The sequence below is a fragment of the Micromonospora sp. NPDC047134 genome (assembly GCF_040643455.1).
GTDB lineage: Bacteria > Actinomycetota > Actinomycetes > Mycobacteriales > Micromonosporaceae > Micromonospora.
This window is the reverse complement of sequence record NZ_JBEYUI010000014.1, coordinates 106791-129779: the sequence shown is the minus strand read 5'-3', so window position 1 is coordinate 129779 and position 22989 is coordinate 106791. Positions and strand designations below refer to the sequence as shown.

Here is a 22989-nt window from a genome sequence, read left to right as displayed (position 1 = left end):
TCGGACGGCCGGCACGGGCTCGTCCGATCTGTCCATTAGGGACAGCATGAGGCGGCTGCGGTGGATAACGTCGACGCTTCGGCGTCATCCGCCGAGGCATTCGGAGGTCCACCGTGATCCGCAGAAGACTGCTTGGCGCCCTGACGGCCTTGGCCGTCGGGACCGCAGGCGTTGTCATGACCGCCCCCAGCCCGGCACAGGCATACGGGTTGAGCACCCTCGTTCCCAGCACCTGGGCCTGGACCGATTCCACCGCACCTCACACCTCGTTCGTCGACCAGCGGGCTGACATCCCGGTCGGCCGCTGGCTGGCTGACGAGAGGAAGCCCCGCACGTCTCGCGCCTACTTCACTTTCGACCTGACTCCGCTGCATGGCCGAGTGGCACACGAGGTCACCTTCTTCGCCCGGGAGAAGGTGGTCACCGACTGCACCCGCTCGGCGCCCGTCCAGCTCTGGCGGACCGCCCCGGTCACCTCGACCACCTCGTGGAAGAAGCCACCGAAGGAACTGGAGCTGATCACCACCCTGTCGCGGCCGGTCGAGGAGTCCTGCCCCGGAGGCTACCTGCGGCACGACCTGATCGAGACACTGCGCGCCGCGCTGGAGCGAGGCGACGAGACGCTGACCCTCGGCCTACGCCTCGCCGCGTCGAGCGAGCGGGACAAGCGGCTGGGCCGCTGGCTGGCGCCGCTGCCCGGGATCACTGTGCGTCACAACGCGGTGCCCACGGTCAGCGAGCTGGGCCACTACCCGAACGGCGGGTGTGGCACCGCCGACGCACCGGTGCCGGTGAACCGGCGGTCGGCGGTGTTCCAGGCGAAGGTGACCGACCCCGACCAGAACGATTACGCCCGCGCCACCTTCGCCGCATGGCCGGTGGCCACACCGGAGCAGCGGATGGAACGCGGTGGCATCGGATACAACAGTGGCATCTTCCGCACCGAGTGGGACACCAGTGGCTATCCGCACGACGCGATCATCGCCTGGGCGGCCCGTGCCGACGACGGCCACGACCAGTCCGAATGGTCCGCTCCGTGCCACGTACGGGTGGACGGGGTGGCACCGGCGCAGGCGCCGACCGTCACGTCGGCCGACTATCCGGAGGGGCGGGTGTTCCCGGGGCACGGTGGGCCGGGAGTTTCGGGCACTTTCGTATTCGGCTCACACGCCGACCCCGACGTGACCCGCTACCAGGTCTACGACGTCTTTGTCGGGATACGCGAAACCATCGACGCGCCCAGCCCCGGTGCCGCCGTCAGCTACACCTGGACTCCGCGCCGCAGCGGGTCGCACTCGTTCGAGGTGCGGGCCATCGACGCGGTGGGCAACTCCTCGCCCGTGCGGCGGTACGAGTTCGTCGTCCGGGACACCGCGCCATCGGTCGAGGTCCAGATCGGGGGCGTCGGGCTGCCGAGCACCGTGACGATGCGCTCGCCGGTGGCCGAGGTGACCAGCTTCGGTTACCGGGTCGATGAGGGCACCGAGGTCCGGGTGCCCGCGACCGGTGCGGCCGCCGGCGTCGCGCTGACCTTCCCCGAACGCGCCACGTACCAGTTGGTCGTCTCGGCGTACGTCGGCGACGCACTGTCCGGGGTGCGCACCGAGTCGATCCGGGTCTCTGACGCACCGGCCGTGGGGTCGGCGGACTTCGCCTTCCCGGACCGCGACGGGGTGGTGGGCCAGGAGGGCAGCTTCACCTTCCGGCCACGCACCACGGATGTGGCGGCGTACCGCTACAGGATCAACAACGAGGAGGAGGCCCGGATCGAGGCGGGGCCAGCCGGTGTCGCGACGCTGACCTGGGCGCCCTCCGAGGCAGGCTGGCACGTTCTGTGGGTACGGTCGGAGCGGGCCGACGGTTCGCTCTCTGAGGTCGAGCAGTACGAGTTCAGCGTGATCGACAGCCGTCCGGCCGTCTACTCCGGCGACCTGGTGAGCTGGCCGCGCACGGACGGCGCCGGGCTCCCGACGGAGTTCTGGTTCGACAGCGGCATGGACGGGGTGACCGAGTTCGTCTACCGCTTCGACGGCGAGCCGGAGCAGACCGTCGCGGCGGAGTTCGGCAGCGCGCGGGTGATCTGGACGCCGCAGTGGGGCGGCGAGCACGAGGTGACCGTACGCGCCCGGTACGCCTCGGGTGAGCTGTCGCCCGCGACCCGGTGGCCCTTCAGCATCTGGTCCGGACCGGTGGCCCGGTCACCGCAGTACGACGGAAACACCCCCTCCGGTCGGGTGGGTCAGGAGGCGACCTTCACCCTGCGGCCCGGCTTGCCGGACGTGCAGCGGTACACCTACCGCTTCGACGGCGGCCAGGAGCAGACGGTCGAGCCGGCGGCCGACGGCTCCGCCACCCTCACCTACACCCCGGGGCGTGCCGGCTACCAGACCCTTGAGGTCACCAGCGAGCACCCGGGTGGCACCACCTCCGAGACGCGCAGGTACTCCTTCGTCGTCAAGAGCAACGAGGTCTCGGTGTCCGGGTATTACCACGAATGGAGCCCTCGGGGCGGCATCGGGGTGCCCGGCCAGATGTCGTTCCACTCGGAGCTGTTCCCGGAGGTGGTCGAGTACCTCTACCGGGTCAACGACGGTCCGGAGCAGACGGTGGCCGCCAACACGCAAGGGCGCAGCACGTCGGTGGCCGTCACCCCGGACCGCAACGGCAGCAACACCCTGTACGTGCGGCAGCGGTTGCGGGACGGGTACCTCAGCCCGGTCGCCGAGTACGTCTTCCTGGTGGGGACGGCGCCGCTGGTGGTGTCGCCGGAGTACCCCAACGGGCAGTGGGGTGGTGGCGCCGGTGTCGCCGGGCAGTTCACGTTCAGCGGCGGCACCACCGGCATAGTCGAGTTCGAGTACCGGATCGGTGCCGAGCCGCCGGTCACGGTGCCGGCGGTGAACGGAGCGGCGACCGTGACCTGGACCCCGCCGAACGCCGGCACCTACCAGATGTCGGTACGGGGCCGTACCGGCGACGAGACCTGGACGGACACCACGAACTACCAGGTCTACGTGCAGTACTGACGACCGATCGGGTCGGTTGAGGTTCAACCGGTGGCCCCGGTTTCGCTTCTGCGGGACCGGGGCCACGCATATCGGTCGGCGGGAGGGGAATGCGCGAGCGACCGCGTCATGGCGACCGTAGGAGTGGAGATGCCCTTCATCACCGTCGGTACGGAAAACTCCGCACCGATCGATCTGTACTACGAGGATCATGGGTCCGGTCAGCCGATCGTGCTGATCCACGGGTTCCCGTTCAGCGGATCGACCTGGGAGAAGATCTCCGGGCCGCTGCTCTCGGCCGGATATCGGGTGATCACCTACGATCGGCGCGGTTTCGGCAACTCGGCCCAGCCCTCGTTCGGGTACGACTACGACACCTTCACGGCCGACTTCGACATCCTGATGACGGAGTTGGACCTGCGTAACGCGATCCTCGTCGGCCACTCGATGGGCACCGGGGAGGTGACCCGCTACCTGGGTTCGTACGGCTCGGAGCGGGTGGATCGGGCGATTCTGCTGGCGCCCCTGGCGCCATACCTGACGAAGGCCCCGGACAATCCGGAGGGGGTCGACCCCAGCCTGCTGGAGGAGTTCAAGCAGGCGATCATCGACGACCGGTTCGCCTATCTGACCCAGTTCTGCAACGACTTCTTCAACTACGCCGAGAATCGGGGCACCCTGGTCAGCGATGAGGCGTACCGGGCGCACTGGGACATCGGTGCCCGGGCCTCGGCGATCGGCACCCACGACTGCGTGGACTCCTGGGGCACGGATTTCCGCAGCGACGTGTCCCGCATCGACGTGCCCGTGCTGATCGTCCAGGGCGACCAGGACCGGGTGTTGCCGTACCCCAAGACCGGTCAGCGGTTGCAGCCGATGCTGTCGGACAGCCGGCTGGTCACCCTCAAGGGCGCTCCGCACGGCACCCCGTGGACCAACGCCGACCAGGTACTCCAGGCGATCATGGAGTTCATCGGATCGCCCGTGCGGGCCCGGGCCTGACCGGCCCGGAAGACGGGCGCGGCCCCGGTGCGGGGGTCGCGCCCGTCACGCGATCTCAGCCGCCGAGCCGGGCCAGTTCCTCGTCCACGATCGAGGGGTCCAGCTTGCGGAAGACCGGCTTGGGCGCCGCGAGGGGCCGACCCACCTCGAGGGGTACGGACTCCCAGCGCGCGCCCTGGGTGTAGTCCCCGGTCAACACCGGGTACGCGGGCCCGCCGTCGAGGTCCTCGACCTGCTCGATGACCGGCATCGGGGCGTGCACCCCGGTGCCGCCGAGCAGCTCGTGGACCTTCTGCGCGGAGTGCGGCAGGAACGGGGTGAGCAGCGTGTTGGCGTCGCTGACCACCTGGAGGGCGACATGCAGGATGGTGCCCATCCGGGGCTTGTCGGCCTCGTCCTTGAGCTTCCAGGGGGCCTGCTCGGAGAGGTACCGGTTGGCCTCGGCGACCACCTTCATCGCCTCACCGATGGCCTGCTTCTGCCGGTGCCGGGCGATCAGGTCACCCACGGTGGTGAACCCGGCGCGGGCCACCGCCAGCAGCGCCTCGTCGGCCTCGGTGAGGCCGTTCGGGTCGACCGCCGGGATCTGGCCGAAGTTCTTCGCCGCCATGGAGATCGACCGGTTGACCAGGTTGCCCCAGCCGGCGACGAGTTCGTCGTTGTTGCGGCGGAGGAACTCGGCCCAGGTGAAGTCGGTGTCGTTGCTCTCCGGGCCGGCCACCGCGATGAAGTAGCGCAGCGCGTCGGCGTCGTAGCGCTCCAGGAAGTCCCGGACGTAGATGACCACCCGACGGGAGGAGGAGAACTTGCGCCCCTCCATGGTCAGGAACTCGCTGGAGACCACCTCGGTGGGCAGGTTGAGCCGCCCCAGCTGCCCCGGTTCGCCGTCCCGGCTGCCCTCACCGGAGTAGCCGGCCAGCAGGGCCGGCCAGATGACCGAGTGGAAGACGATGTTGTCCTTGCCCATGAAGTAGTACGCCTGGGCGTCCTTCCCGGCCCCGTCGGTGGACCACCACCTGCGCCAGGCTTCCGGGTCGCCGGTGCGGCGGGCCCACTCGATGGAGGCGGAGAGGTAGCCGATCACCGCGTCGAACCAGACGTAGATCCGCTTGTCGGTGCGCTCCCGCCAGCCCTCCAGCGGGATCGGCACCCCCCATTCCAGGTCACGGGTGATGGCCCGGGGCTGGAGGTCGTCCAGCAGGTTGCGGGAGAACCGCAGCACGTTGGGGCGCCAGCCCTCGCGGGTGTCCAGCCACTGGCGGAGCACCTCGGCCAGGGCGGGCAGGTCGAGGAAGAAGTGCTCGGTCTCGACGAACTTGGGGGTCTCCCCGTTGATCTTCGACTTGGGGTTGATCAGGTCGATCGGGTCTAGCTGGTTGCCGCAGTTGTCGCACTGGTCGCCGCGGGCGCTGTCGTACCCGCAGATCGGGCAGGTGCCCTCGATGTACCGGTCGGGCAGAGTACGGCCGGTGGAGGGGGAGATCGCCCCCATGGTGGTCTTCGGGACGATGTAGCCGTTGCGGTACATCCCCTCGAACAACTCCTGCACCACGGCGTAGTGGTTGCCGGTGGTGGTGCGGGTGAACAGGTCGTAGGAGAGACCGAGGCCGTGCAGGTCCTCCACGATCACCCGGTTGTACCGGTCGGCCAGCTCCCGCGGGGTCAGCCCCTCGGCGTCGGCCTGCACCTGGATCGGGGTGCCGTGCTCGTCCGTGCCGGAGACCATGAGCACGTCGTGTCCGGCCATCCGCATGTACCGGGCGAAGACGTCGGAGGGAACGCCGAAACCGGAGACGTGGCCGATATGGCGGGGGCCGTTGGCGTACGGCCAGGCCACTGCCGCGAGAACGTGACTCATGCCGAGCAAGCCTAGTGACCCGGCACCGACGGCAGCGAAGCAATAGGGGGTGCTGGGGGCCGCGCCACCCCGATCCCGTGTCCGATTTGTCATCGACACGCTGTCTGAGCTGCCGTCTGTGGCGAAACTGCGGGTGTCGAATGAACCGCGTGACCGGCAGCAGAGCCACCCGTGACCACGACGAAAGTCCTCCCCCGAACCCCCGGCCCGATCCGGGCCCGCGTACCCACCCGGTGGCACCCCAGCCCCGGGCGGTGCCGCCGGGGCGGTCCGAGCGCCCACCACCTGCGGGGGTCGCCGGGGTGGAGGTGGAGCCCACCACCGGAGCGCCGGTGGAGGCGCTGCCCCGGCGGGTTCCGCTGCGCTCCGCCGGGCGCGGTGGGCACCGGGCCGGGACCGGCGCGGCGGAGGACACCTTCTGGGCCCCGATCGAGCAGGTGCACTGGGACGGCACCCCGGTGCGACCGGAGGCGCACGGATCGGTCCGCCCCTGGTGGCGCCCCTCCTGGCCGGCACGGCGTCGTCGCAGGCGGTCGAGTCATCCGCCGGACCCCCTGCCCGGGTTGACCGTGCTGGTCGGGTTGACCTTGACAGCGGCCTTCTTCGCCTGGGTCAGCGCCGGCCCGTTCTGGCTGGCGGTCGGGCACGGCAGGACGGGAAGTGTGGTGGTGACCGACTGCACCGGCGGCGGGTTGTCCCAGCGCTGCCGGGGCAATTTCGTGGCCACGGACGATCGGTTCCGCAGCTACGGGGTCCGGGTCAGCGGGGTGCCCGAGCGGCTGGCCACCGCCGGCACGATCCTGCCCGCCCGGGTCACCGGCCCACAGGCCGACATCGCGTACGCCGACCAGGGCGCCGGGGCGCACCTGCGCTGGGTGCTGGGCCTGCTGGGGGTGCTCGGCTGCGCCGCCGGCATCGCCCGGTGGACCGGCGCCACCCGACTGCCCGACCCGGCGGCCCGGCGCTGGGCGGTCGCCACCAGCTTCGGCGGCCCGCTGGTGATCACCCTCGGCTTCCTCCTCGCCGCCTGGTGAGGCCGGCGAGGGGCCCTTACGCCTGGTGTACCAGGGTGTAGATATCGCGCCGACGCAGGCCGAAGGCGGTCGCCACCTCGGTTATCGCATCACGGCGGGTCAGGCCGGCGGCTTCCCGGTCGGCCACCGCGGCCCGCAGGGTGTCGTCGTCCGGGCGGCTGGCGGCTGCCGCCGGGGCGCCGCCCACCACCAGGGTGATCTCGCCGCGTGGTTCGCCGTCGGCGGCCCAGCGGGCCAACTCACCCAACGGGCGACGCAGCACCTCCTCGTAGGTCTTGGTCAGTTCCCGGCACAGGGCGGCGGGTCGGTCGGCACCGAAGGTCTCGGCCAGGTCGGCCAGGGCGGCGGTGACCCGGTGCGGCGCCTCGAAGATGACCAGGGTCCGCTCCTCGGTGGCCAGCGCCCGCAACCGCGATCGGCGGGCACCCGGGCTGCGGGGCAGGAACCCCTCGAAGCAGAACCGGTCACTGGGCAGCCCGGACAGGGCCAGGGCAGTGGTGACCGCGCTGGGACCGGGTGCGGCGGTGACCGGGACCCCGGCGTCCAGGGCGGCCCGGACCAGTCGGTAGCCCGGGTCGGAGACGCTGGGCATGCCGCCGTCGGTGACCAGGGCGACGAAGCTGCCGGCGGTCAACTCCTCGACCAGTTCGGGGGTACGACGCTCCTCGTTGCCCTCGAAGTAGGAGACGATCCGCCCGGGGATGGACACCTCCAGGTCGCGGGCCAGCCGGACCAGCCGCCGGGTGTCCTCGGCGGCTACCACGTCGGCCGTGCCGAGCACCTCGCGCAGCCGGGCGGAGGCGTCGGCGGGGTTGCCGAGCGGCGCACCGAGCAGAACCAGGCGGCCAAGATCGGACATTTCACCCACGGATCCGCACTCCTTCATCGATGGTCGTACCGGAATCGGGGACGATGTACGCCACCGACCCCGTTGGCAGCCTACGATCGCCGGGTGACGAGTGCGTCGACAGCACACAGCGCGAGCGCCGACCAGCCGCAGCCGGAGGCCGGGCCCTCCACCGCCGGGGTGACAGACCGGGCCGAGGGGGGCATACCGGCGATGGTCCGTCGCCGACTGGCCACCGTCGAGGCGCAGCTGGACGGCCGATCGTGGCTGGCCACGGCGGTGGTGGTGGCGATCGCGGCGATCCTCAGGTTCACCAACCTCGGCCACCCGCCAGGCAAGATCTTCGACGAGATCTACTACGCCCGGGACGCCTGGGCGCTGGTGGACAAGGGCGTCGAGTGGAACTACAAGGACGGCGGACCGTCGTACGTGGTCCACCCGCCCCTAGGAAAGTGGTTGATCGGCCTGGGCGAGTGGGCCTTCGGCTACTCCGATGTCGAGCACGGCATCTCCGTGCCCGGTCAGATCTTCACCACCTCCCCCGAGTTCGGCTGGCGCTTCTCGGCCGCTCTCATCGGCACCCTGTCCGTGCTGCTGCTGATCCGCATCGGCCGCCGACTGTTCGGCTCCACGGTGCTCGGCTGCGCCGCCGGTCTGCTGCTGGCGGTCGACGGGTACCACCTGGTGCTGTCGCGTACCGCCCTGCTCGACATCTTCCTGCTCTTCTTCGTGCTCGCCGCCTTCGGCGCCCTGGTGCTCGACCGGGACGCCACCCGGCGCCGCTGGACCCGGGCTCTGGAGGCCGGGCTCGATCCGACCGCCCTGGGACGGGCCGGTCGCCCGCCGGGCGGCTGGCGCAACTGGCCCTGGTGGCGGCTGGCCACCGGGGTGCTGCTCGGCTGCGCCTTCGCGGTGAAGTGGAGCGCCCTGTTCTTCGTGCCGGTGTTCGCCCTGCTGATGCTGCTCTGGGATGTCGGCGCCCGCCGGTCGGCCGGGGTGCCCCGGCCCTGGCGGGCCACCCTGCTCGACGGGTTCCCCTGGATGGTGCTCGCCGGGGTGCTGATGGCGGTCACCTACGTGGCCACCTGGTCGGGCTGGCTGCTCAGCAACGAGGGCTACTACCGGCTCGCGGAGCGGTATCCGCAGGCCGGGCTCAGCGACACTCCGATCATCGGCCCGCTGTGGAACCTGGTGCAGTACCACCAGGCCGCCCTGGGCTTCCACAACCAACTGGACGACCCGCACAAGTACCAGTCGTGGCCGTGGCAGTGGCTGCTGCTGGGTCGGCCGGTGGCCTTCCACTGGGTGCAGCCGCAGGGCGGCTGCGGGGCGGCGGGATGTGCCGAGGAGATCCTGTTGCTCGGCACGCCGCTGCTGTGGTGGTCGTTCCTGCCGGCGCTGGCGGCACTGATCTGGCTGGGCCTGGCCCGGCGGGACTGGCGGGCCGCCGCGATCCTGCTCCCGGTGGCCGGTGGGCTGCTGCCCTGGTTCTGGTTCGCTCTCGACGGCCGGACGATGTTCTTCTTCTACGCCGCACCGGCCGTGCCGTTCCTCGTGCTGGCGGTGGTCTACGTGCTGGGGGCGATCGCCTCTCCGGCCGGGTTGAGCGGAACCCTGCCGGTCGATGGCGCACACGAGGAGGCGAGTCGAGATCGCCGGATGATCGGGGCGGTGATCGCCGGGGCGTACGTGGCCCTGGTCGTGATCTGTTTCGCGTACTTCTATCCGATCTTCGTGGGCCAGAACATCCCGTACACGGAGTGGTCGGCCCGGATGTGGTTGGGCAATCGCTGGATCTGAGCGCGTCCGTGTGGTCCCGGGCCGGCCCGGGACCACACGGACCTGCCGGCAGGTGGACCCTGATCGACGAAAGGCCCGCACCTTCGGGTGCGGGCTTTCGGATTCTTCCGAGCAAAAGGACGCGCCCCGATCGCCTGCCACGGGGGAAGCGGGCGATTGGGGCGCGCACCAGAAGCTTAACCACCCATGACCAGCGGCACAACGGGGCGGCACGGGTTAGATTTCCGACCGGCCTCAGCCGGCCGCGTCACCAACCCGCGCGGTCACTGTCGTATGACTGATCGCAGTCGAGGGGGTCGCTCGTTCAGGGGGCCACCGCAGGGGCGATGGACTCAGAACCTCCTGGGTCGGCGGGGCAGCCAACCGAGGAAGCGGCCCTGCAGGGAGGTCGACCCACACCGGTGCAGATCCTCGGTGGCAGCAGCCAGGCAGGCGGCCAGGTAGACGCTGAGCATGGCGGGATCCGCCGCGTACTCGGACAGCAGCCGAGCACGCTTCTGCTCACACGGCCAGTCCGCGCCACAGGTGCCGCAGGTCCAGCCGGGCACTACCGGCGCATGATCACCTAGCGTCGTCGCTACCGCGATCGTGCTCGTCTGAACCCTCCCGACCTCCGAGCGATCCGCACCACCCGTCATCGCGCTCCTCTCCGCCTCGCTTGGACAACCAGGTCGACTTCCGCCGTGGTTCATCGACCGAAGTCACGGCCTCGCGCACAAACAACAGCGCACAGGGAGGTGGCGGTGTTACATCCTTGCGGTACGTTCACCAGCCATGGCCGCCACGACCCGCCACACCCCACCCCCACCCTTCACCGTCAGATCGATGCCTGACGGTTTTATCGGGATCGCGCCGAGGTCACGACGACAGGGAGCCGACGATGCGTGATCTGCTGCCGCCGACGGTCGCGGTGGCGGTGGCCGAACCGGCCGACTGGACCGGCGAGCTGTACGACGCCGAGGCCGCCTGTCTGGGGGAACGGGCGGTGGACAGCAGACGCCGCGACTTCACCGCCGGACGGGTCTGCGCCCGCCGGGCGATGACCATGCTGGGTCTCCCGGCGGTCGCCGTACCTGCCGCCGCCGACCGGTCGCCGGTCTGGCCACCGGGCACGGTCGGCACCATCACCCACACCCAGGGCTACTGCGCCGCGGCGGTGGGGCGGGACACCGAGATCCGGGCGGTCGGCATGGACGCCGAGCAGCACCGCGACCTGGGCCCGGAGGTCGGTCGGCTGATCTGCCTGCCCGAGGAGCAGGACCTTCTGGCCCGGTTGCCCTCCGGGGTCTTCTGGTCGGCGGTGGTGTTCAGCGCCAAGGAGACCGTCTACAAGATCTGGCATCCGATCGTCGGTGACTGGCTCGGCTTTCACGACGCCCTGGTGGTGTTGGACCCCGCCACCGAGACCTTCACCGCCCGGATCACGCCAGCCAAGATCGACGCCGCCACGGTCCCCCAACCCCCTTCGGTGATCATCGGCCGGTTCACAGTGGAGGCGAATCTGGTCCGTACCGCCGCCACCCTGCCACCGCTCTAGGCCACCGGTCGATGTCGACCGATCGGAGCAGGACATCGACCGATCGGTGTCGTCGATGCGCGGTAGCGTCGAACGGTTCCCGTCCCGCTTCTGGTGTCCTAGGAGTACGGTGAGTCACCCCCAGCCCTCAGACGGACCGCAGGACCCCCAGGAGCGACCTCCCAGCGACCCCTGGGCGCCGCTGCATCCCGGGGAGCCACAGGAGGGCACCTGGGCGGGCTACTCCCCGGACGACTCGGACTACCTGTGGGCCACCCCGGAACCGCCCGGCGACACCCTCTCCCCCGCCCACCCGCCTGCCTCCCCCGCTCACCCGCCGGCACCGGTCTACGGCACACCCCAGCCCACCTCGGGCACGCCGTACACCGCTCAGCCCACCTCGGGCACGCCGTACCCTCAGCCCACCTCGGGGGCGCCGTACCCGCCGGATCGGCCGACCTCACCGCCCGGGCCGTCCCACGGCCCCTATCCGCCGGGGTTCGGCTCCCCCGCCGGGCCGACCCCGCTCGGTGGTGCCTACCCCCCGGGAGGTTCCGGCCATCCGACGGCCCCGGTCCGTCCCGGCGGCCGCAAGAGCCTGGCCGCGGTCTCCACGCTGGTGGTCATCGCGGTGCTCGGCTGCATCGGCGGGATCACCGCAGTGCTCCTCGCGTGGTGGCAGCTCATCGACGAGACCAATGAAGTGCTGCAGGATCCACCGAGCGCCTCCGCCCCGCAGCAGCCCGGCACGCCGGCCACCGAGGGCCCGACCTTCAACATGCGACCCGGCGACACCCTGGTCCTCACCGACGACCAGGGCACGGTCGAGATAACCGTGACGAAGTTCCATCTCGTCAGCAACTGTCATCCCTCAGCCCCCGCGCCGGAGAAGGGGAAGCTGCTGATCGCCGAGGTGACCGCGAGGGTCACCAAGGGCACCGGCGCGATCGACTCGGCCGACTTCCACTGGACGGCCGCCGACGGCAACACCACCGACAACGGCCTGATCGGCTCCATCTACGGGTGCAGCGGCCATTTCAAGGACGACGGCAACGACCTGCCGGCCGGCAGCACCCGCAAGGGCCAGGTCGTCTTCGACGTCGCCGACACCAACGGGGTCCTGGAGTACCGCGATCCGGCCAAGGCCCTCGGGTCCTGGAAGCCGGAGTAGGCCGCTCGCCTCCGGATAGGCGAAGGTGACATGGCACCACCGAGGCCATCACCGGGTCCCAGGTGTGCCGCCACCGCTGAACCAGGTCAATTTCCGGACCCTGTGAAACTGCCAGTGAATGCCGTCGCACGCTGCGCAGCCTGATCGGACACCGGGGCGGCAGGTCGCCTCTTGTTAGGGCGCACGAACGTCGATTAGTTTGTTTACCATCCAGACGAACTATTCCCCGAGCGAGTCTACTCACCCCTCAGCCCTTCTCGAAGGGAGTCCGATGACACGGCACAACCCCGGCGTGCCGACCTCGCGCCGTAACTTCCTCAGCCTGTTCGGCCTCGGCGCGGTCGCCGTCGCCGGAGGTCCCCTGCTGGCCGGTTGCTCCGAGGCGCCGGCCGGCAGCGGCAACGCCCAGAACCTGGACGCCTTCGGCCACCTGCTGCCCACCCAGAAGGACCTGACGGGCAGCATCGCCCCCGACATCGTCGGCACCCGGCCGGTTCCCGACGGCTACACCAGGTACCCGGCCAACCTCGTCGACCTGATCACCGAGAAGCCCGGCACCAGCGGCAAGGAGATCACCGCGATGACCCCGGCCTGGGGTCCCGCGCCGCCCGGGATCGGCCAGAGCGCCTACCTGCAGGCGGTCAACGACGAGTTGGGCGTCCCGGTCAACTTCACCATCCAGGACGGCATCACGTACGCCGACAAGCTCAACGCCATGCTCGGCGCCCGCGACGTGCCCGACCTGCTGTGCATACCCAGCTGGGAAATCGACAAGATCCCGCGGTTCGCCGAGGCGATCGGGGTGTTGTTTGAGGACCTGACCGACCACCTGAAGGGCAACGCGGTCGAGGCGTACCCGATGCTGGGCACCTTCCCGACCGGGGCCTGGCGGCACGCCATCTGGAACGAGCGGCTGGCCGCCGTGCCGAACCCGACCGACGGGCCCTTCGCCTGGGTCATGTTCACCCGCAAGGACCTGCTGGACGCCCGCAGCCTGACCATGCCCACCACGCTGGAGGACCTGCTGACCGTCGCCAAGGAGGTCACCGACCCGGCGCGCAAGGTGTGGGCCTTCAACGACGTCTTCGCGATGATCCAGATGTACCACAAGGTGCCGGGGGCCAAGCAGGGCTGGCGGCTGCGCTCCGACGGCACCCCCGAGTCCAAGTACGAGACCCCGGAGTTCCGTCAGGCCCTGGAGGTCATGGCGAAGATCTACCAGGACGGCCTGGTGCACCCGGACATCGTGGCCAGCCGGGGTGCAGACGCCAAGCAGTTGTTCGCCAAGGGCGGCAACATCGTCTTCATGCAGGACGGTTTCGGCTTCTGGCAGGGCGGCCAGGCCGAACACCAGAAGGTCAACAAGGCACTGAACATCCAGCCGGTGCCGAACTTCTCCGCCACCGGCGGCGACCCCCTGGTCTGGGGCAGCGACCAGCCGATCTCCTACACCTTCGTGAAGAAGGGTCTCGGCGAGGAGCGCGTCAAGGAGCTGCTGCGGGTCATCAACTGGTGTTCGGCCCCGCTGGGTAGCCAGGAGGCCCAGCTACGCGACTTCGGGGTCGAGGGCAGGCACCACACCCGTACCCCGAACGGGCCGGTCAAGACCGACCTGGCCTTCAAGGAGATCAACAACCAGTACTTCTTCATCAGCGGTCGCAACCCGACCATCGGTCCCTTCGCGGACACCCCGAACTACGTGCGGGACGCCCTGGCCTACTCCAACGCCACGGTCGGTTACCTGGAGAAGGACCCCTGGGCCGGGGTGAAGCTGGAGATGCCGGCTGCCTTCAAGGCCAACCAGGTGCCGACGGAGGACAAGTTCACCGACGTGCTGCGGGGCCGCCGCCCCCTGTCTGATGTGGACTCGATCCTGCAGGAGTGGAAGGCCGCCGGCGGGGAGGCGGCACGCCAGTTGCTAGCCGACTCGCTGCCCAAGGCTGGCTGATGAGCAGCACCGAAACCACCCGCCGGGCCGGGTCCGACCAGACCCGGCCCGGCGGGGCCACCCCCCGACGCCGACGCCTGCCGCTGCGCACCCGGCTGCGCCGGGACTGGCAGATGCTGGCCATGATCGCGCCCGGCTTCGTCATCCTGCTGATCTTCAGCTACCTGCCGATCCTGGGTAACGTCATCGCCTTCCAGGACTACAACCCGTACGTCGGCAGCAATCCGCTGGAGGCGTTCGTCAAGAGCAACTGGATCGGCTTCGGGCAGTTCCAACTGCTGTTCGCCGATCCGGCGTTCTGGCACGCCTTCCGCAACACCCTGGCGATCACCGCGTTCCAGCTGGTGTTCTTCTTCCCGCTGCCGATCCTGCTGGCGATCGTCCTGCACAGCCTGCTCTCCAGTCGGCTGCGCGGCTTCATCCAGACCGTCGTCTACCTGCCGCACTTCTTCAGCTGGGTGCTGGTGGTCAGCTTCTTCGTCGCCATGCTCGGCGGTGCCGGACTCCTCGCCCAGACCATGCGCGAGGCCGGGATGGAACCGTGGAACGTGATGACCAACCCGGACACCTTCATCCTCCTGGTCACCCTCGAGGCAGTCTGGAAGGACGTCGGCTGGGGCACGATCGTCTTCCTGGCCGCCCTGTCCACCATCGATCAGAACCTGTACGAGGCGGCGGCGGCGGACGGTGCCGGCCGGTGGCGCCGGTTGTGGCACATCACCCTGCCGGGCCTGCGTCCGGTGATCGTGCTGCTGCTCATCCTGCGCCTCGGTGACGCCCTCTCGGTCGGCTTCGAGCAGTTCCTGCTGCAACGCGACGCCGTCGGTAGGCAGGCCTCCGAGGTGCTGGACACCTTCGTCTACCACTTCTCCATCGCCACCGGGAACTACGGCTACGGCGCCGCGGCCGGGTTGTTCAAGGCCGCCGTCGGGCTCTGCCTGATCCTGGCCGCCAACAAGGTGGCACACATGCTCGGCGAACGAGGGATCTACTCACGGTCATGACCGCCACCTTCCTGCGGAAGCCACCCGGAACCCGTCCCCGCCGCCCGGCCTGGGAGGAGCCGCCCAGCCCACTGGGTCAGGGAGCCAAGGCCGTACTGCTGGGCCTGCTGGTGCTCAGTGTGCTGTTCCCGCTCTGGGTGATCCTGGTGACCAGCCTGTCCTCCCGGGAGACCATCGCCGAGGCCGGGGGCCTGGTGGTCATACCCCAGGGGATCGACACCTCCGCGTACGCCACCATCTTCGCGGGGGGCGCGGTCACCCGGGCCCTGTGGATCAGCACCCTGGTCACCGTCATCGGCACCATCCTGGCGTTGACCATCACCGTGCTCGCCGCGTACGGGCTGTCCCGGCCCGGGTCCCTCGGCTACCGCTGGCTGCTGGCGTACTTCCTGCTGCCGTTCCTGATCTATCCGCCGCTGGTGCCGAAATATCTCGTGGTCACCGGGCTGGGGCTCAAGGACACCATCTGGGCGTTGATCCTGCCGCCCGCGATCAGCGTCTTCAACCTGGTCGTGGTCCGGGGCTTCTTCCAGGGCATCCCCTCCGAACTGGTGGACAGCGCCCGCATCGACGGGGCCAGTGACTTCCGCACCCTGACCCGGATCGTGCTGCCACTGGCCCGGGCGGTCATCGCGGTGGTCGGCCTGTTCTACGCGGTCTCCTACTGGAACGTCTGGTTCGACGCCCTGCTGTTCATCGACCGCAACGACATGTACCCGATCCAGCGGGTGTTGCAGAGCTACCTGCTGGCCGGTCAGGCACCGACCAACTCCGGTGCGGCCACCGGCGTCACGATGCCACCCACGGAGGCCATCAAGATGGCCGTCGTCGTGCTCACCGTGACGCCGATCGTCGCGGTCTACCCCTTCATCCAGCGGCACTTCGTCAAGGGCGTCCTGATCGGCGCCATCAAGGGCTGACCGGTCCGGCGAGCTTGATCTGCCGGGTGATGGTCGGATCGGTGATCTCGGCGTCCTTGGCCAGCAGCATCGCCTTGCTGAGGATGACGGCGAGCAGACCGTCACCCTCGAAGGGCAGGAACTGCTGCTCCTGCACCCGGCCCGTGGCACGGTCGGGCACGATGCAGAGGTAGGCGTCGTTCGGGCTCATCAGGATGTTGCCCGACCCCAGGTGGATCCGGTACGTGCGCAGGTCACCGTCGACCACCAGGAACCGGCCGTCGATGCGGGCCCGCTGCCCCACCGCCAGCCGGGGCAGCAGCCGGGCCAGCAGGTCGCGGCGGGTCTCGGCCGTCGCGGACAGCTCCCCGAAGCTGTACGAGGACCAGTAGTCCCGGAATCGGCCCTGCGGGCCGCCGTCGGACCAGGTCGGGTCGTTGCCGACGCTGGCCACCCCGACGAACAGGTCGACGTCCCGCATGATCTCGCTGAACACCAGCGGCGGGATCTGGTCGAGCGGCAGGGGCTCGCTCGGCCGGGCATTCGTCCACCGCCCCGGCGAGTAGCCGCCACCGTCGGCGTGCGACCAGTTCTGTGCGGCGGCGATCGGGTAGAAGCGCACCTGGTCGGTGACGAGCCGCAGGTACGAGCCGCTCTCGGTGGTGTCGGCGCCGTAGTCGTCGCCGATCCCCTCCACCCAGTACTCGGCGCGCAGACCCCAGCCGGGCAGTTCCCGGAAGGTCGGCGGGTACGAGTCGTCGACCATCAGCCGGAGCCGGTCGGTCCAGCCCCGGATCGCGGCCAGCGCGTGGAACTGATGCTGCCGCAGGATGTGCCCGGCGAACCGGTTGGAGTAGGTGCCGGTGGTCTCCTCGGCCGGGGTGAGCAGGTAGACCTCCCGGTGCGCCTGCTTGAACGGCTGAACGACCCGGTGCCGCTCCAGCCACTCCCGCCAACCGACCACCTCCGGCACCGGCCGCCCGATCGGATGCCAGATCCGCACCTGCGCGTCGTCGGCAACGGCGACCGGACTGTCGTCCACGGTGCGCAGCGCACCGTCGGCCCACCCACACGGCACCCCGTCGACCAGCCAGAGCAACCGGCGAGCCAGCACGCCGACCAGCGGATGATCCAGGTAGCGCTGCCGCCACACGCCGAAGGTCCAGCTGCGTTGGGCCAGGAACAGCCCGTCCAGCCGGGCCGTCTGCGCGGCCAGCATCCCGCTGATCTCCTTGGCCAGGCCCTTCAGCTCGGCCAGTTGTGCCGGGTGGTCCCGGCGTACCGAGGCCGGTGGGCTCTTCACCTGACGGCCGGACTCGTTGAACCAGGCCAGGGTGACGCTGGTGCCGGCGATCAGCAGCTCGGCCCGGCAGCCGCCGAGGGTCATCTCGTGCCGACCCACCCCGGTCAGGCCGTAATCCGGGACGGCCAACTCCTCGATCTCGTCCCGCCCGATGCCCATCGCCGCCGCGCGAGCGTCGAGCGCCTTGTCGATCTCGTTGCGGGTGCCCTTGTAGGTGACCCGGGTCGACAGCCGGGCAAGCTGTGCCAGGGCCGCCTCCCCGTCGAGGCGGCCGAGCACCCCGACCGCCGCGTTGGCCACCTTAGGGCAGGCCGGGCCGATGCCGGGCAGCCGACGCAGCATCGCCTCGACCAGGCCGCCGATCAGGCGCACCTGCTCGGGGGCCGGACCGGTGCGCTCGACCAGCCAGAGCAGGCCCCGCAGCAGGTCGGCGTTGATCGGAGCCGGCGGGCGTTGCGGCGTCCGCGCTGCGGCGGCCAGCCACCGGTCGAGGACCTGCCGGGCCTCGGCCGGGTCGGCCGGGGTGAGCAGTCGGGACGCCTCGGTCGACCAGCCGGCCGGGGGTCGGGGGGTGGTCGCGGTGCTGGCATGGGCGACCAGCCGCTGCCAGACCGGGCCGAGGGTGGGCAGCTCGGCCAGGATCTGCTCGGCCCACGGGTCGGCCGGGTCGAGCTGCGGCCCGACCAGGTCGGCGATCAACTGCCGCAGCCGTTGGCTCTCGTCGGACCGGTCGACCAGCACCGCCATCAACTCGCCGGAGAGCGGACCAGCGGCCAGCAGGCTCCGGGCCATCGTCTCCAGCGCGGTCGGCGACAACGAGTACGGCTCCTGCACGGCGTACGCGGCAAGATCCTGAAGCTGGTCGGGTGCCAGGTCGGTGGGGAGCCGGCGGGACAACTGCCCGATCAGCTCCCGCACCGGCCAGGTCCGGACCGGGTCCTGTCTCACCAGGGTGGCCATGGCCTGCACCAGCCGGGCCACGTCTGCGCGGGACAGTGGCCGCAGCGCGGCGCGTACCTCCGGGCTGTCCCGGCAGAGCCGGGCGTGGGTGCAGAGGTGGTCGGCGAGCGCGGTCAGGTCGTTCGCGGCGACCAGGTCACGGACCCGGGTGGCGGGCTCGACGGTGGTGGTCATCAGCCACCCACCAGCGCGACGAGCTTGAGGAAGGTGACCTCGGTGTCGCGGCGCAGGTCGACCTCCTCGTCCAACTCCTCCACCTGACGGTCGCCGACCAGCACCACGAAACCGTTGCGGTCGAACGCCTCCTCGGCCAGGGCGACCTGCCGCGCGGCGTCGACCCGACGGTGCGACCGCTCCCCCAGGTCGCCGTTGAGCGTCCGCTCGGTCGAGGTGGGCTGCACCAGCAACCGGCGGGGTGCCGAGGTGGCCGCGTTGTACTCGGCCACCTCCTGGTGGATCCGCCGCCGGATCAGCTCGCGCAGCGTCAGCCGCTCCTCGAAAATCTGCAAGGCCCACGCCGGGGTACGCGCACCAGCGGTGCTCTCATCCACAAAGGTCACCGTCGCCATGCCGGGGGAGTCTAGGTAGGGCCCCCGACACTTCCGTCAGTCCAGCGCGAAGGTGGCCGAGGCCCGTCCGGCCGCATCCGGTACGGCCTCCAGGTAGAGCAGCCCGTCGCGGTGCCGGACGTACTGGCCGGGGAAGTTCACCGATTCCAGGGACACCTTCCCCGCGTCGGCCAGCCCCGCCCGGCGGGTGAAGGTGGCGTCCTGCCGGAACAGGTTGGAGCCGTCATTGCGCTCCACCCAGAGCTGGTGGTTGCGGTGCCGCAGGTAGTAGCCGGGATAGTTGGTCGACTCCAGCGAGATCGCTGCGGAATTCGACAGGCCGGTGACGATCCGGAACTGCGAGTCGGCCAGGTTCGTCACGTTCGGCTCCAACCGGACCCGGAACTCCCAGTGCCGCAGGTAGCGGTCCGGCAGGTCGTGGGCGCGCAGCCGGACCGGGGTGGCGCCGTCCGGCACCGGCACCCCGAAGTTCGGCGTACCGTCGGCGTTCCAGTACACCCGCTGGATCCGGGTACGCCGGTTCGGGTCGTTCAGCGGGTCGTAACCGTTGCCGAGGTACCGCTCGTAGTTGCGGGAGTGGTAGACGATCACATCGCTGCCGTCCTCGGCGACGGTGAAGGAGTTGTGGCCGGGACCCCACTGGCCGGTCCGGGCGTCGCTGGCCAGCACCGGGGTGGCCCGTTTGCTCCAGGAGGCCGGGTTGAGCAGGTCGCTGTTGGCCGAGGCGGTGAGCAGACCGACGGCGTAGCTGGCGTCGGTGGCGCTGGCCGAGTAGGTCATGAAGACCCGGCCGTTGCGGATCAGCACCGCCGGGCCCTCGTTCACCCGGTAACCCCGGGTCTCCCAGGCGTACGTGGGGGTGGCGATCAGGGTCGGGGTGCCCGCGTACGTCCAGGGGTTGACCGCGCGGGCCAGGTAGATGTTCGAGTTGCTGCCGGCGTACTCGGCCCAGGCCAGGTACCGCTGCCCGTTGTGCACGAAGGTGGTCGCGTCGAGGGAGAAGCTGCTCCGTGCCGGCTGGAGTTGGCCGCGTTCGGTCCACGGCCCGTCCAGCGGGTTGGCCGCACTACTTTCCAGCACGTACGGCCGGATGGCCCAGATGTCGTCCGTCCGCCCGGCGGCGAAGTACACGTACCACCGGCCGTCGATGAAGTGGATCTCCGGGGCCCAGATGTGTGCGCCCATCTCACCACTGCTGTGCTTCCGCCAGATCACCCGCTCGGGTGCGGTGGCCAGCCCCTGCATGGTGGTGGCCCGGCGCAGCACGATCCGGTCGTACTCGGGCACGGTGGCGGTGAAGTAGTAGTAGCCGTCGGTGTGCCGGTAGATGTGCGGGTCGGCCCGCTGCTCGGCCAGCGGATTGCTGAAGACCACGGCGGCGGCCCGCGCCGGCGCCACCGGCACCACCAACACCCCGGCACCCACCACCACCAGAGCGGCGAGCACCCCCGTCACCCTCCTGCCGAACCCCTTCGCCCGCATCTCAACCCGCCCCTCACCCCCGCGACCCAACATCGCACTACCGAATTGATAGCGCTCACATTGAGCTTCGTCAACACGTCCCCCTCGACGATGCGTTGATCAAGAGCTTTTGGTCGCGGCAACGGGTTCTGTAGACCAGAACTTCTTGATCAACAGGGCGAGGAGGGGGTGGGTCAGGCGGTGGCGGCGCCGTCTATGGCGATCGAGGCGCCGCTGATGTGCCGGCCGCCGTCGCCGACCAGGTGGCTGACCGTGGCCGCGACGTCGGAGGGGGAGGCGTACCGACCCAGGGCGATCTGGCTGCGCTGGGCGTCGGCGTCGGCGCTGTTCGCCGGGTTCATGTCGGTGTCGGTGGAACCGGGCAGGATCAGGTTGACGGTGATCCCCCGTGGGCCCAGTTCCCGGGCCAGGGCCCGGGTCAGGCCGTTGACCGCACTCTTGGTCATCGCGTACGCGCTCACCCCGGGCACGGTGACCCGGCTGGAGAAGCTGCTGCCGATGTTGACGATCCGCCCGCCCGCGCCCATGTGGCGTACCGCCGCCTGGGTGGCCAGGTAGACCCCGCGCACGTTCACCGCTACCGCCCGGTCCAGGTCTTCGAAGCTGACCGACTCGATCGGCCCACCGGCGAAGACCCCGGCGTTGTTGACCAGGATGTCCAGCCGCCCGAACTCGTCAACCGTCCGCTCGACCGCACCCACGACCGCCGCCGGGTCGGCACTGTCCGCACTGATCGCCAGACCCCTGCGACCGTACGCCTCGATGCCGGCGACCACGGCCTTGGCGCTGGCCTCGGCGGCGCGGTAGGTGAAGGCGACATGGATGCCGTCCTCGGCCAGCCGGCGCGCGATGGCGGCGCCGATACCCCGGCTTCCGCCCGTGACCAGTGCAACCCGATGAGCATGTCGGACAGTCATGCCCCCAATCCTGACAGTCGACTCAGGACTTGAAGCAGCCGGGTCTCGGTGCCTCAGCGGGACCGGTGAGTGTTCAGGCGGGCGGCCTGGCGGGTCAGGTGATCCCGTTCGGCCAGGTTGAGGGCCTGGTGGGCGGCCTCGGCGTACAGGCGTGCCGCCGTCACCAGGTTGCCGTCGCGTTCGTGCAGGTAGGCCGCCACCGCCCGGTAACGGGGCAGGGACTCGTCCAAGGCCGCGAGCGCCGCCAGGCCGGCGCGCGGACCGTCGGCCTCCCCGACGGCGACCGCCCGGTTGAGTCGTACGACCGGGCTGTCGGTCAGGCGGACGAGTTCGTCGTACCACTCGACGATCTGCACCCAGTCGGTCTCCTCGGCGGTCAGGGCGTCGGCGTGCAGTGCCGCGATGGCCGCCTGGGCCTGGAACTCGCCCAACCGGTCCCGGGCCAGGGCACGCTGAAGGAGCTGAATGCCCTCGGCGATGGCGATGGTGTCCCAGCGGCCCCGGTCCTGCTCGGCCAGCGGCACCAGGCTGCCGTCCGGTGCGATCCGGCTGGCCCGCCGGGCGTGGTGCAGCAGCATGAGGGCCAGCAGCCCGGCCACCTCGGGATGATCGATCACCGTGGCGAGTTGCCGGGTCAGCCGGATCGCCTCGGCCGCCAGGTCGACATTGCCGGAGTATCCCTCGTTGAAGACCAGATACAGCACCCGCAGCACGGTGGCGACCTCGCCCGGCTGATCGAACCGTACCCCCGAGACGGTGCGTTTGGCCCGGCTGATGCGCTGGGCCATGGTCGCCTCCGGCACCAAATACGCCTGGGCGATCTGCCGGGTGGTCAGCCCGCCGACCGCGCGCAGGGTCAGGGCGACCGCGGACGAGGGGGTCAGCGAGGGATGGGCGCAGCGGAAGTACAGCTGGAGGGTGTCATCCACGGCGGGCACCGGCCCCGGCACCGGCTCCTCCTCGACGAGGGTCTCCCGTCGTCGGCGGGCGGCGTCCGCCCGGGTCAGGTCGAGGAACCGCCGCCAGGCCACGGTCACCAACCAGCCCTTCGGGTCCCGTGGAGGGTCGGCGGGCCACGTCCGGATCGCCTCGACCAGGGCCTCCTGTACGGCGTCCTCGGCCGTCGCGAAGTCCGCCCCGCGACGGCCGAGGACGCCGAGCACGCCCGGGATGAGACCCCGAAGCAGTGCCTCGTCCATCAGGTCACTGGGTGCCGTTCGGCGGGGCGGTCAGGAAGGGACGTACCTCCAGCCACTCGTGGATCGGCTTCCCGCCGGCCCCCGGCGCGGCCGACAGCTCCCCGGCCAACTCGATGGCCCGCTCGTAGCTGTCGACATCGATCACCATCCAGCCAGCGATGAGGTCCTTGGTCTCCGCGAAGGGACCATCGGTGACCGGAGGGCGACCCTCCCCGTCGTACCGGACGAAGGTTCCCTCCGGGGCCAGGGCCTGACCGTCGACGAACTCCCCGGTCGCCACCAGCCGGTCCGCGAAGTCACTCATGTACTGCATGTGGGCCGAGATCTCCTCCGGCGTCCACTGCGTCATCGGCACGTTGTTCACCGGGTCTGGAGCGCCTCGGTAGTGCTTGAGCAGCAGATACTTGGCCATTGGTGGTTCCCCTCGATGCTGGTGTGACCCATTCTGGTCAGCCTCACCCCGGGGACGGAGCCG

18 protein-coding genes are annotated in these 22989 nt (G+C 70.2%); 9 read left to right on the top strand and 9 right to left on the bottom strand.

Annotation, left to right across the window (positions count from 1 at the left end; translation table 11 throughout):
- Nucleotides 1-176: 176 nt before the first annotated feature.
- Nucleotides 177-3026: a hypothetical protein gene (locus tag ABZ795_RS18430; RefSeq protein WP_357531226.1), complete on the top strand. Its 2850-nt coding sequence runs from the start codon at nt 177-179 to the stop codon at nt 3024-3026.
- A gap of 129 nt (nt 3027-3155) precedes the next feature.
- Nucleotides 3156-4007, top strand: coding sequence for an alpha/beta hydrolase (locus tag ABZ795_RS18425; RefSeq protein WP_357531225.1), 852 nt, complete (start codon nt 3156-3158; stop codon nt 4005-4007).
- Nucleotides 4008-4062: 55 nt separating this feature from the next.
- Here the strand turns inward: ABZ795_RS18425 and metG are convergent, their stop codons facing one another.
- A complete protein-coding gene (gene metG, locus ABZ795_RS18420) occupies nt 4063-5865 on the bottom strand; it encodes a methionine--tRNA ligase (RefSeq protein WP_357531224.1) in 1803 nt (600 codons plus the stop codon).
- 140 nt (nt 5866-6005) lie between these two features.
- Here metG and ABZ795_RS18415 point away from each other — a divergent pair, with 140 nt between their 5' ends.
- Nucleotides 6006-6899 (top strand): hypothetical protein, encoded by an 894-nt coding sequence (locus ABZ795_RS18415; protein ID WP_357531223.1) that lies wholly within the window; start codon nt 6006-6008, stop codon nt 6897-6899.
- Nucleotides 6900-6915: 16 nt separating this feature from the next.
- On the opposite strand, the gene rsmI is transcribed toward ABZ795_RS18415, so the two are convergent.
- Nucleotides 6916-7767 (bottom strand): 16S rRNA (cytidine(1402)-2'-O)-methyltransferase, encoded by an 852-nt coding sequence (gene rsmI / locus ABZ795_RS18410; protein WP_357531222.1) that lies wholly within the window; start codon nt 7765-7767, stop codon nt 6916-6918.
- A gap of 192 nt (nt 7768-7959) precedes the next feature.
- Between rsmI and ABZ795_RS18405 the strand changes: the two genes are divergently transcribed.
- The gene (locus tag ABZ795_RS18405) at nt 7960-9546 is read left to right on the top strand and encodes a phospholipid carrier-dependent glycosyltransferase (RefSeq protein WP_357531252.1); all 1587 of its coding nucleotides are present in this window, start codon (nt 7960-7962) and stop codon (nt 9544-9546) included.
- A gap of 332 nt (nt 9547-9878) precedes the next feature.
- On the opposite strand, the gene ABZ795_RS18400 is transcribed toward ABZ795_RS18405, so the two are convergent.
- Nucleotides 9879-10094, bottom strand: coding sequence for a hypothetical protein (locus tag ABZ795_RS18400; protein WP_357531221.1), 216 nt, complete (start codon nt 10092-10094; stop codon nt 9879-9881).
- 332 nt (nt 10095-10426) lie between these two features.
- Here ABZ795_RS18400 and ABZ795_RS18395 point away from each other — a divergent pair, with 332 nt between their 5' ends.
- From ABZ795_RS18395 to ABZ795_RS18375, 5 genes are all read left to right on the top strand, one after another.
- Nucleotides 10427-11083: a 4'-phosphopantetheinyl transferase superfamily protein gene (locus ABZ795_RS18395; protein ID WP_357531220.1), complete on the top strand. Its 657-nt coding sequence runs from the start codon at nt 10427-10429 to the stop codon at nt 11081-11083.
- 109 nt (nt 11084-11192) lie between these two features.
- Complete coding sequence (locus tag ABZ795_RS18390; protein ID WP_357531219.1) at nt 11193-12233, top strand: hypothetical protein; 1041 nt, start codon at nt 11193-11195, stop codon at nt 12231-12233.
- A 271-nt stretch (nt 12234-12504) separates the two neighbouring features.
- Entirely contained in the window at nt 12505-14181 is a 1677-nt protein-coding gene (locus tag ABZ795_RS18385) for an extracellular solute-binding protein (RefSeq protein ID WP_357531218.1), read from the top strand.
- Nucleotides 14181-15185: an ABC transporter permease subunit gene (locus ABZ795_RS18380; RefSeq protein ID WP_357531217.1), complete on the top strand. Its 1005-nt coding sequence runs from the start codon at nt 14181-14183 to the stop codon at nt 15183-15185. The genes ABZ795_RS18385 and ABZ795_RS18380 overlap by 1 nt, the downstream gene beginning before the upstream one ends.
- Nucleotides 15182-16105, top strand: a complete 924-nt coding sequence (locus ABZ795_RS18375; protein ID WP_357531216.1) for a carbohydrate ABC transporter permease — start codon at nt 15182-15184, stop codon at nt 16103-16105. Before ABZ795_RS18380 ends, ABZ795_RS18375 begins: the two co-directional genes overlap by 4 nt.
- Here ABZ795_RS18375 and ABZ795_RS18370 read toward each other — a convergent pair.
- The 6 genes from ABZ795_RS18370 to ABZ795_RS18345 form a co-directional block, all read right to left on the bottom strand.
- On the bottom strand, nt 16095-18521 hold the full coding sequence (locus ABZ795_RS18370) for a DUF4132 domain-containing protein (protein WP_357531215.1): 2427 nt from the start codon (nt 18519-18521) through the stop codon (nt 16095-16097). The two genes, ABZ795_RS18375 and ABZ795_RS18370, sit on opposite strands and share 11 nt — an antisense overlap.
- Nucleotides 18521-18916, bottom strand: a complete 396-nt coding sequence (locus ABZ795_RS18365; RefSeq protein ID WP_357531214.1) for a hypothetical protein — start codon at nt 18914-18916, stop codon at nt 18521-18523. Before ABZ795_RS18365 ends, ABZ795_RS18370 begins: the two co-directional genes overlap by 1 nt.
- A 36-nt stretch (nt 18917-18952) precedes the next feature.
- On the bottom strand, nt 18953-20362 hold the full coding sequence (locus ABZ795_RS18360) for a family 43 glycosylhydrolase (RefSeq protein WP_357531213.1): 1410 nt from the start codon (nt 20360-20362) through the stop codon (nt 18953-18955).
- 209 nt (nt 20363-20571) lie between these two features.
- On the bottom strand, nt 20572-21315 hold the full coding sequence (locus ABZ795_RS18355; protein ID WP_357531212.1) for an SDR family oxidoreductase: 744 nt from the start codon (nt 21313-21315) through the stop codon (nt 20572-20574).
- A gap of 53 nt (nt 21316-21368) precedes the next feature.
- Nucleotides 21369-22514, bottom strand: coding sequence for a DUF6596 domain-containing protein (locus ABZ795_RS18350; RefSeq protein WP_357531211.1), 1146 nt, complete (start codon nt 22512-22514; stop codon nt 21369-21371).
- 4 nt (nt 22515-22518) lie between these two features.
- The gene (locus ABZ795_RS18345) at nt 22519-22926 is read right to left on the bottom strand and encodes a YciI family protein (RefSeq protein ID WP_357531210.1); all 408 of its coding nucleotides are present in this window, start codon (nt 22924-22926) and stop codon (nt 22519-22521) included.
- Nucleotides 22927-22989 lie beyond the last annotated feature (63 nt).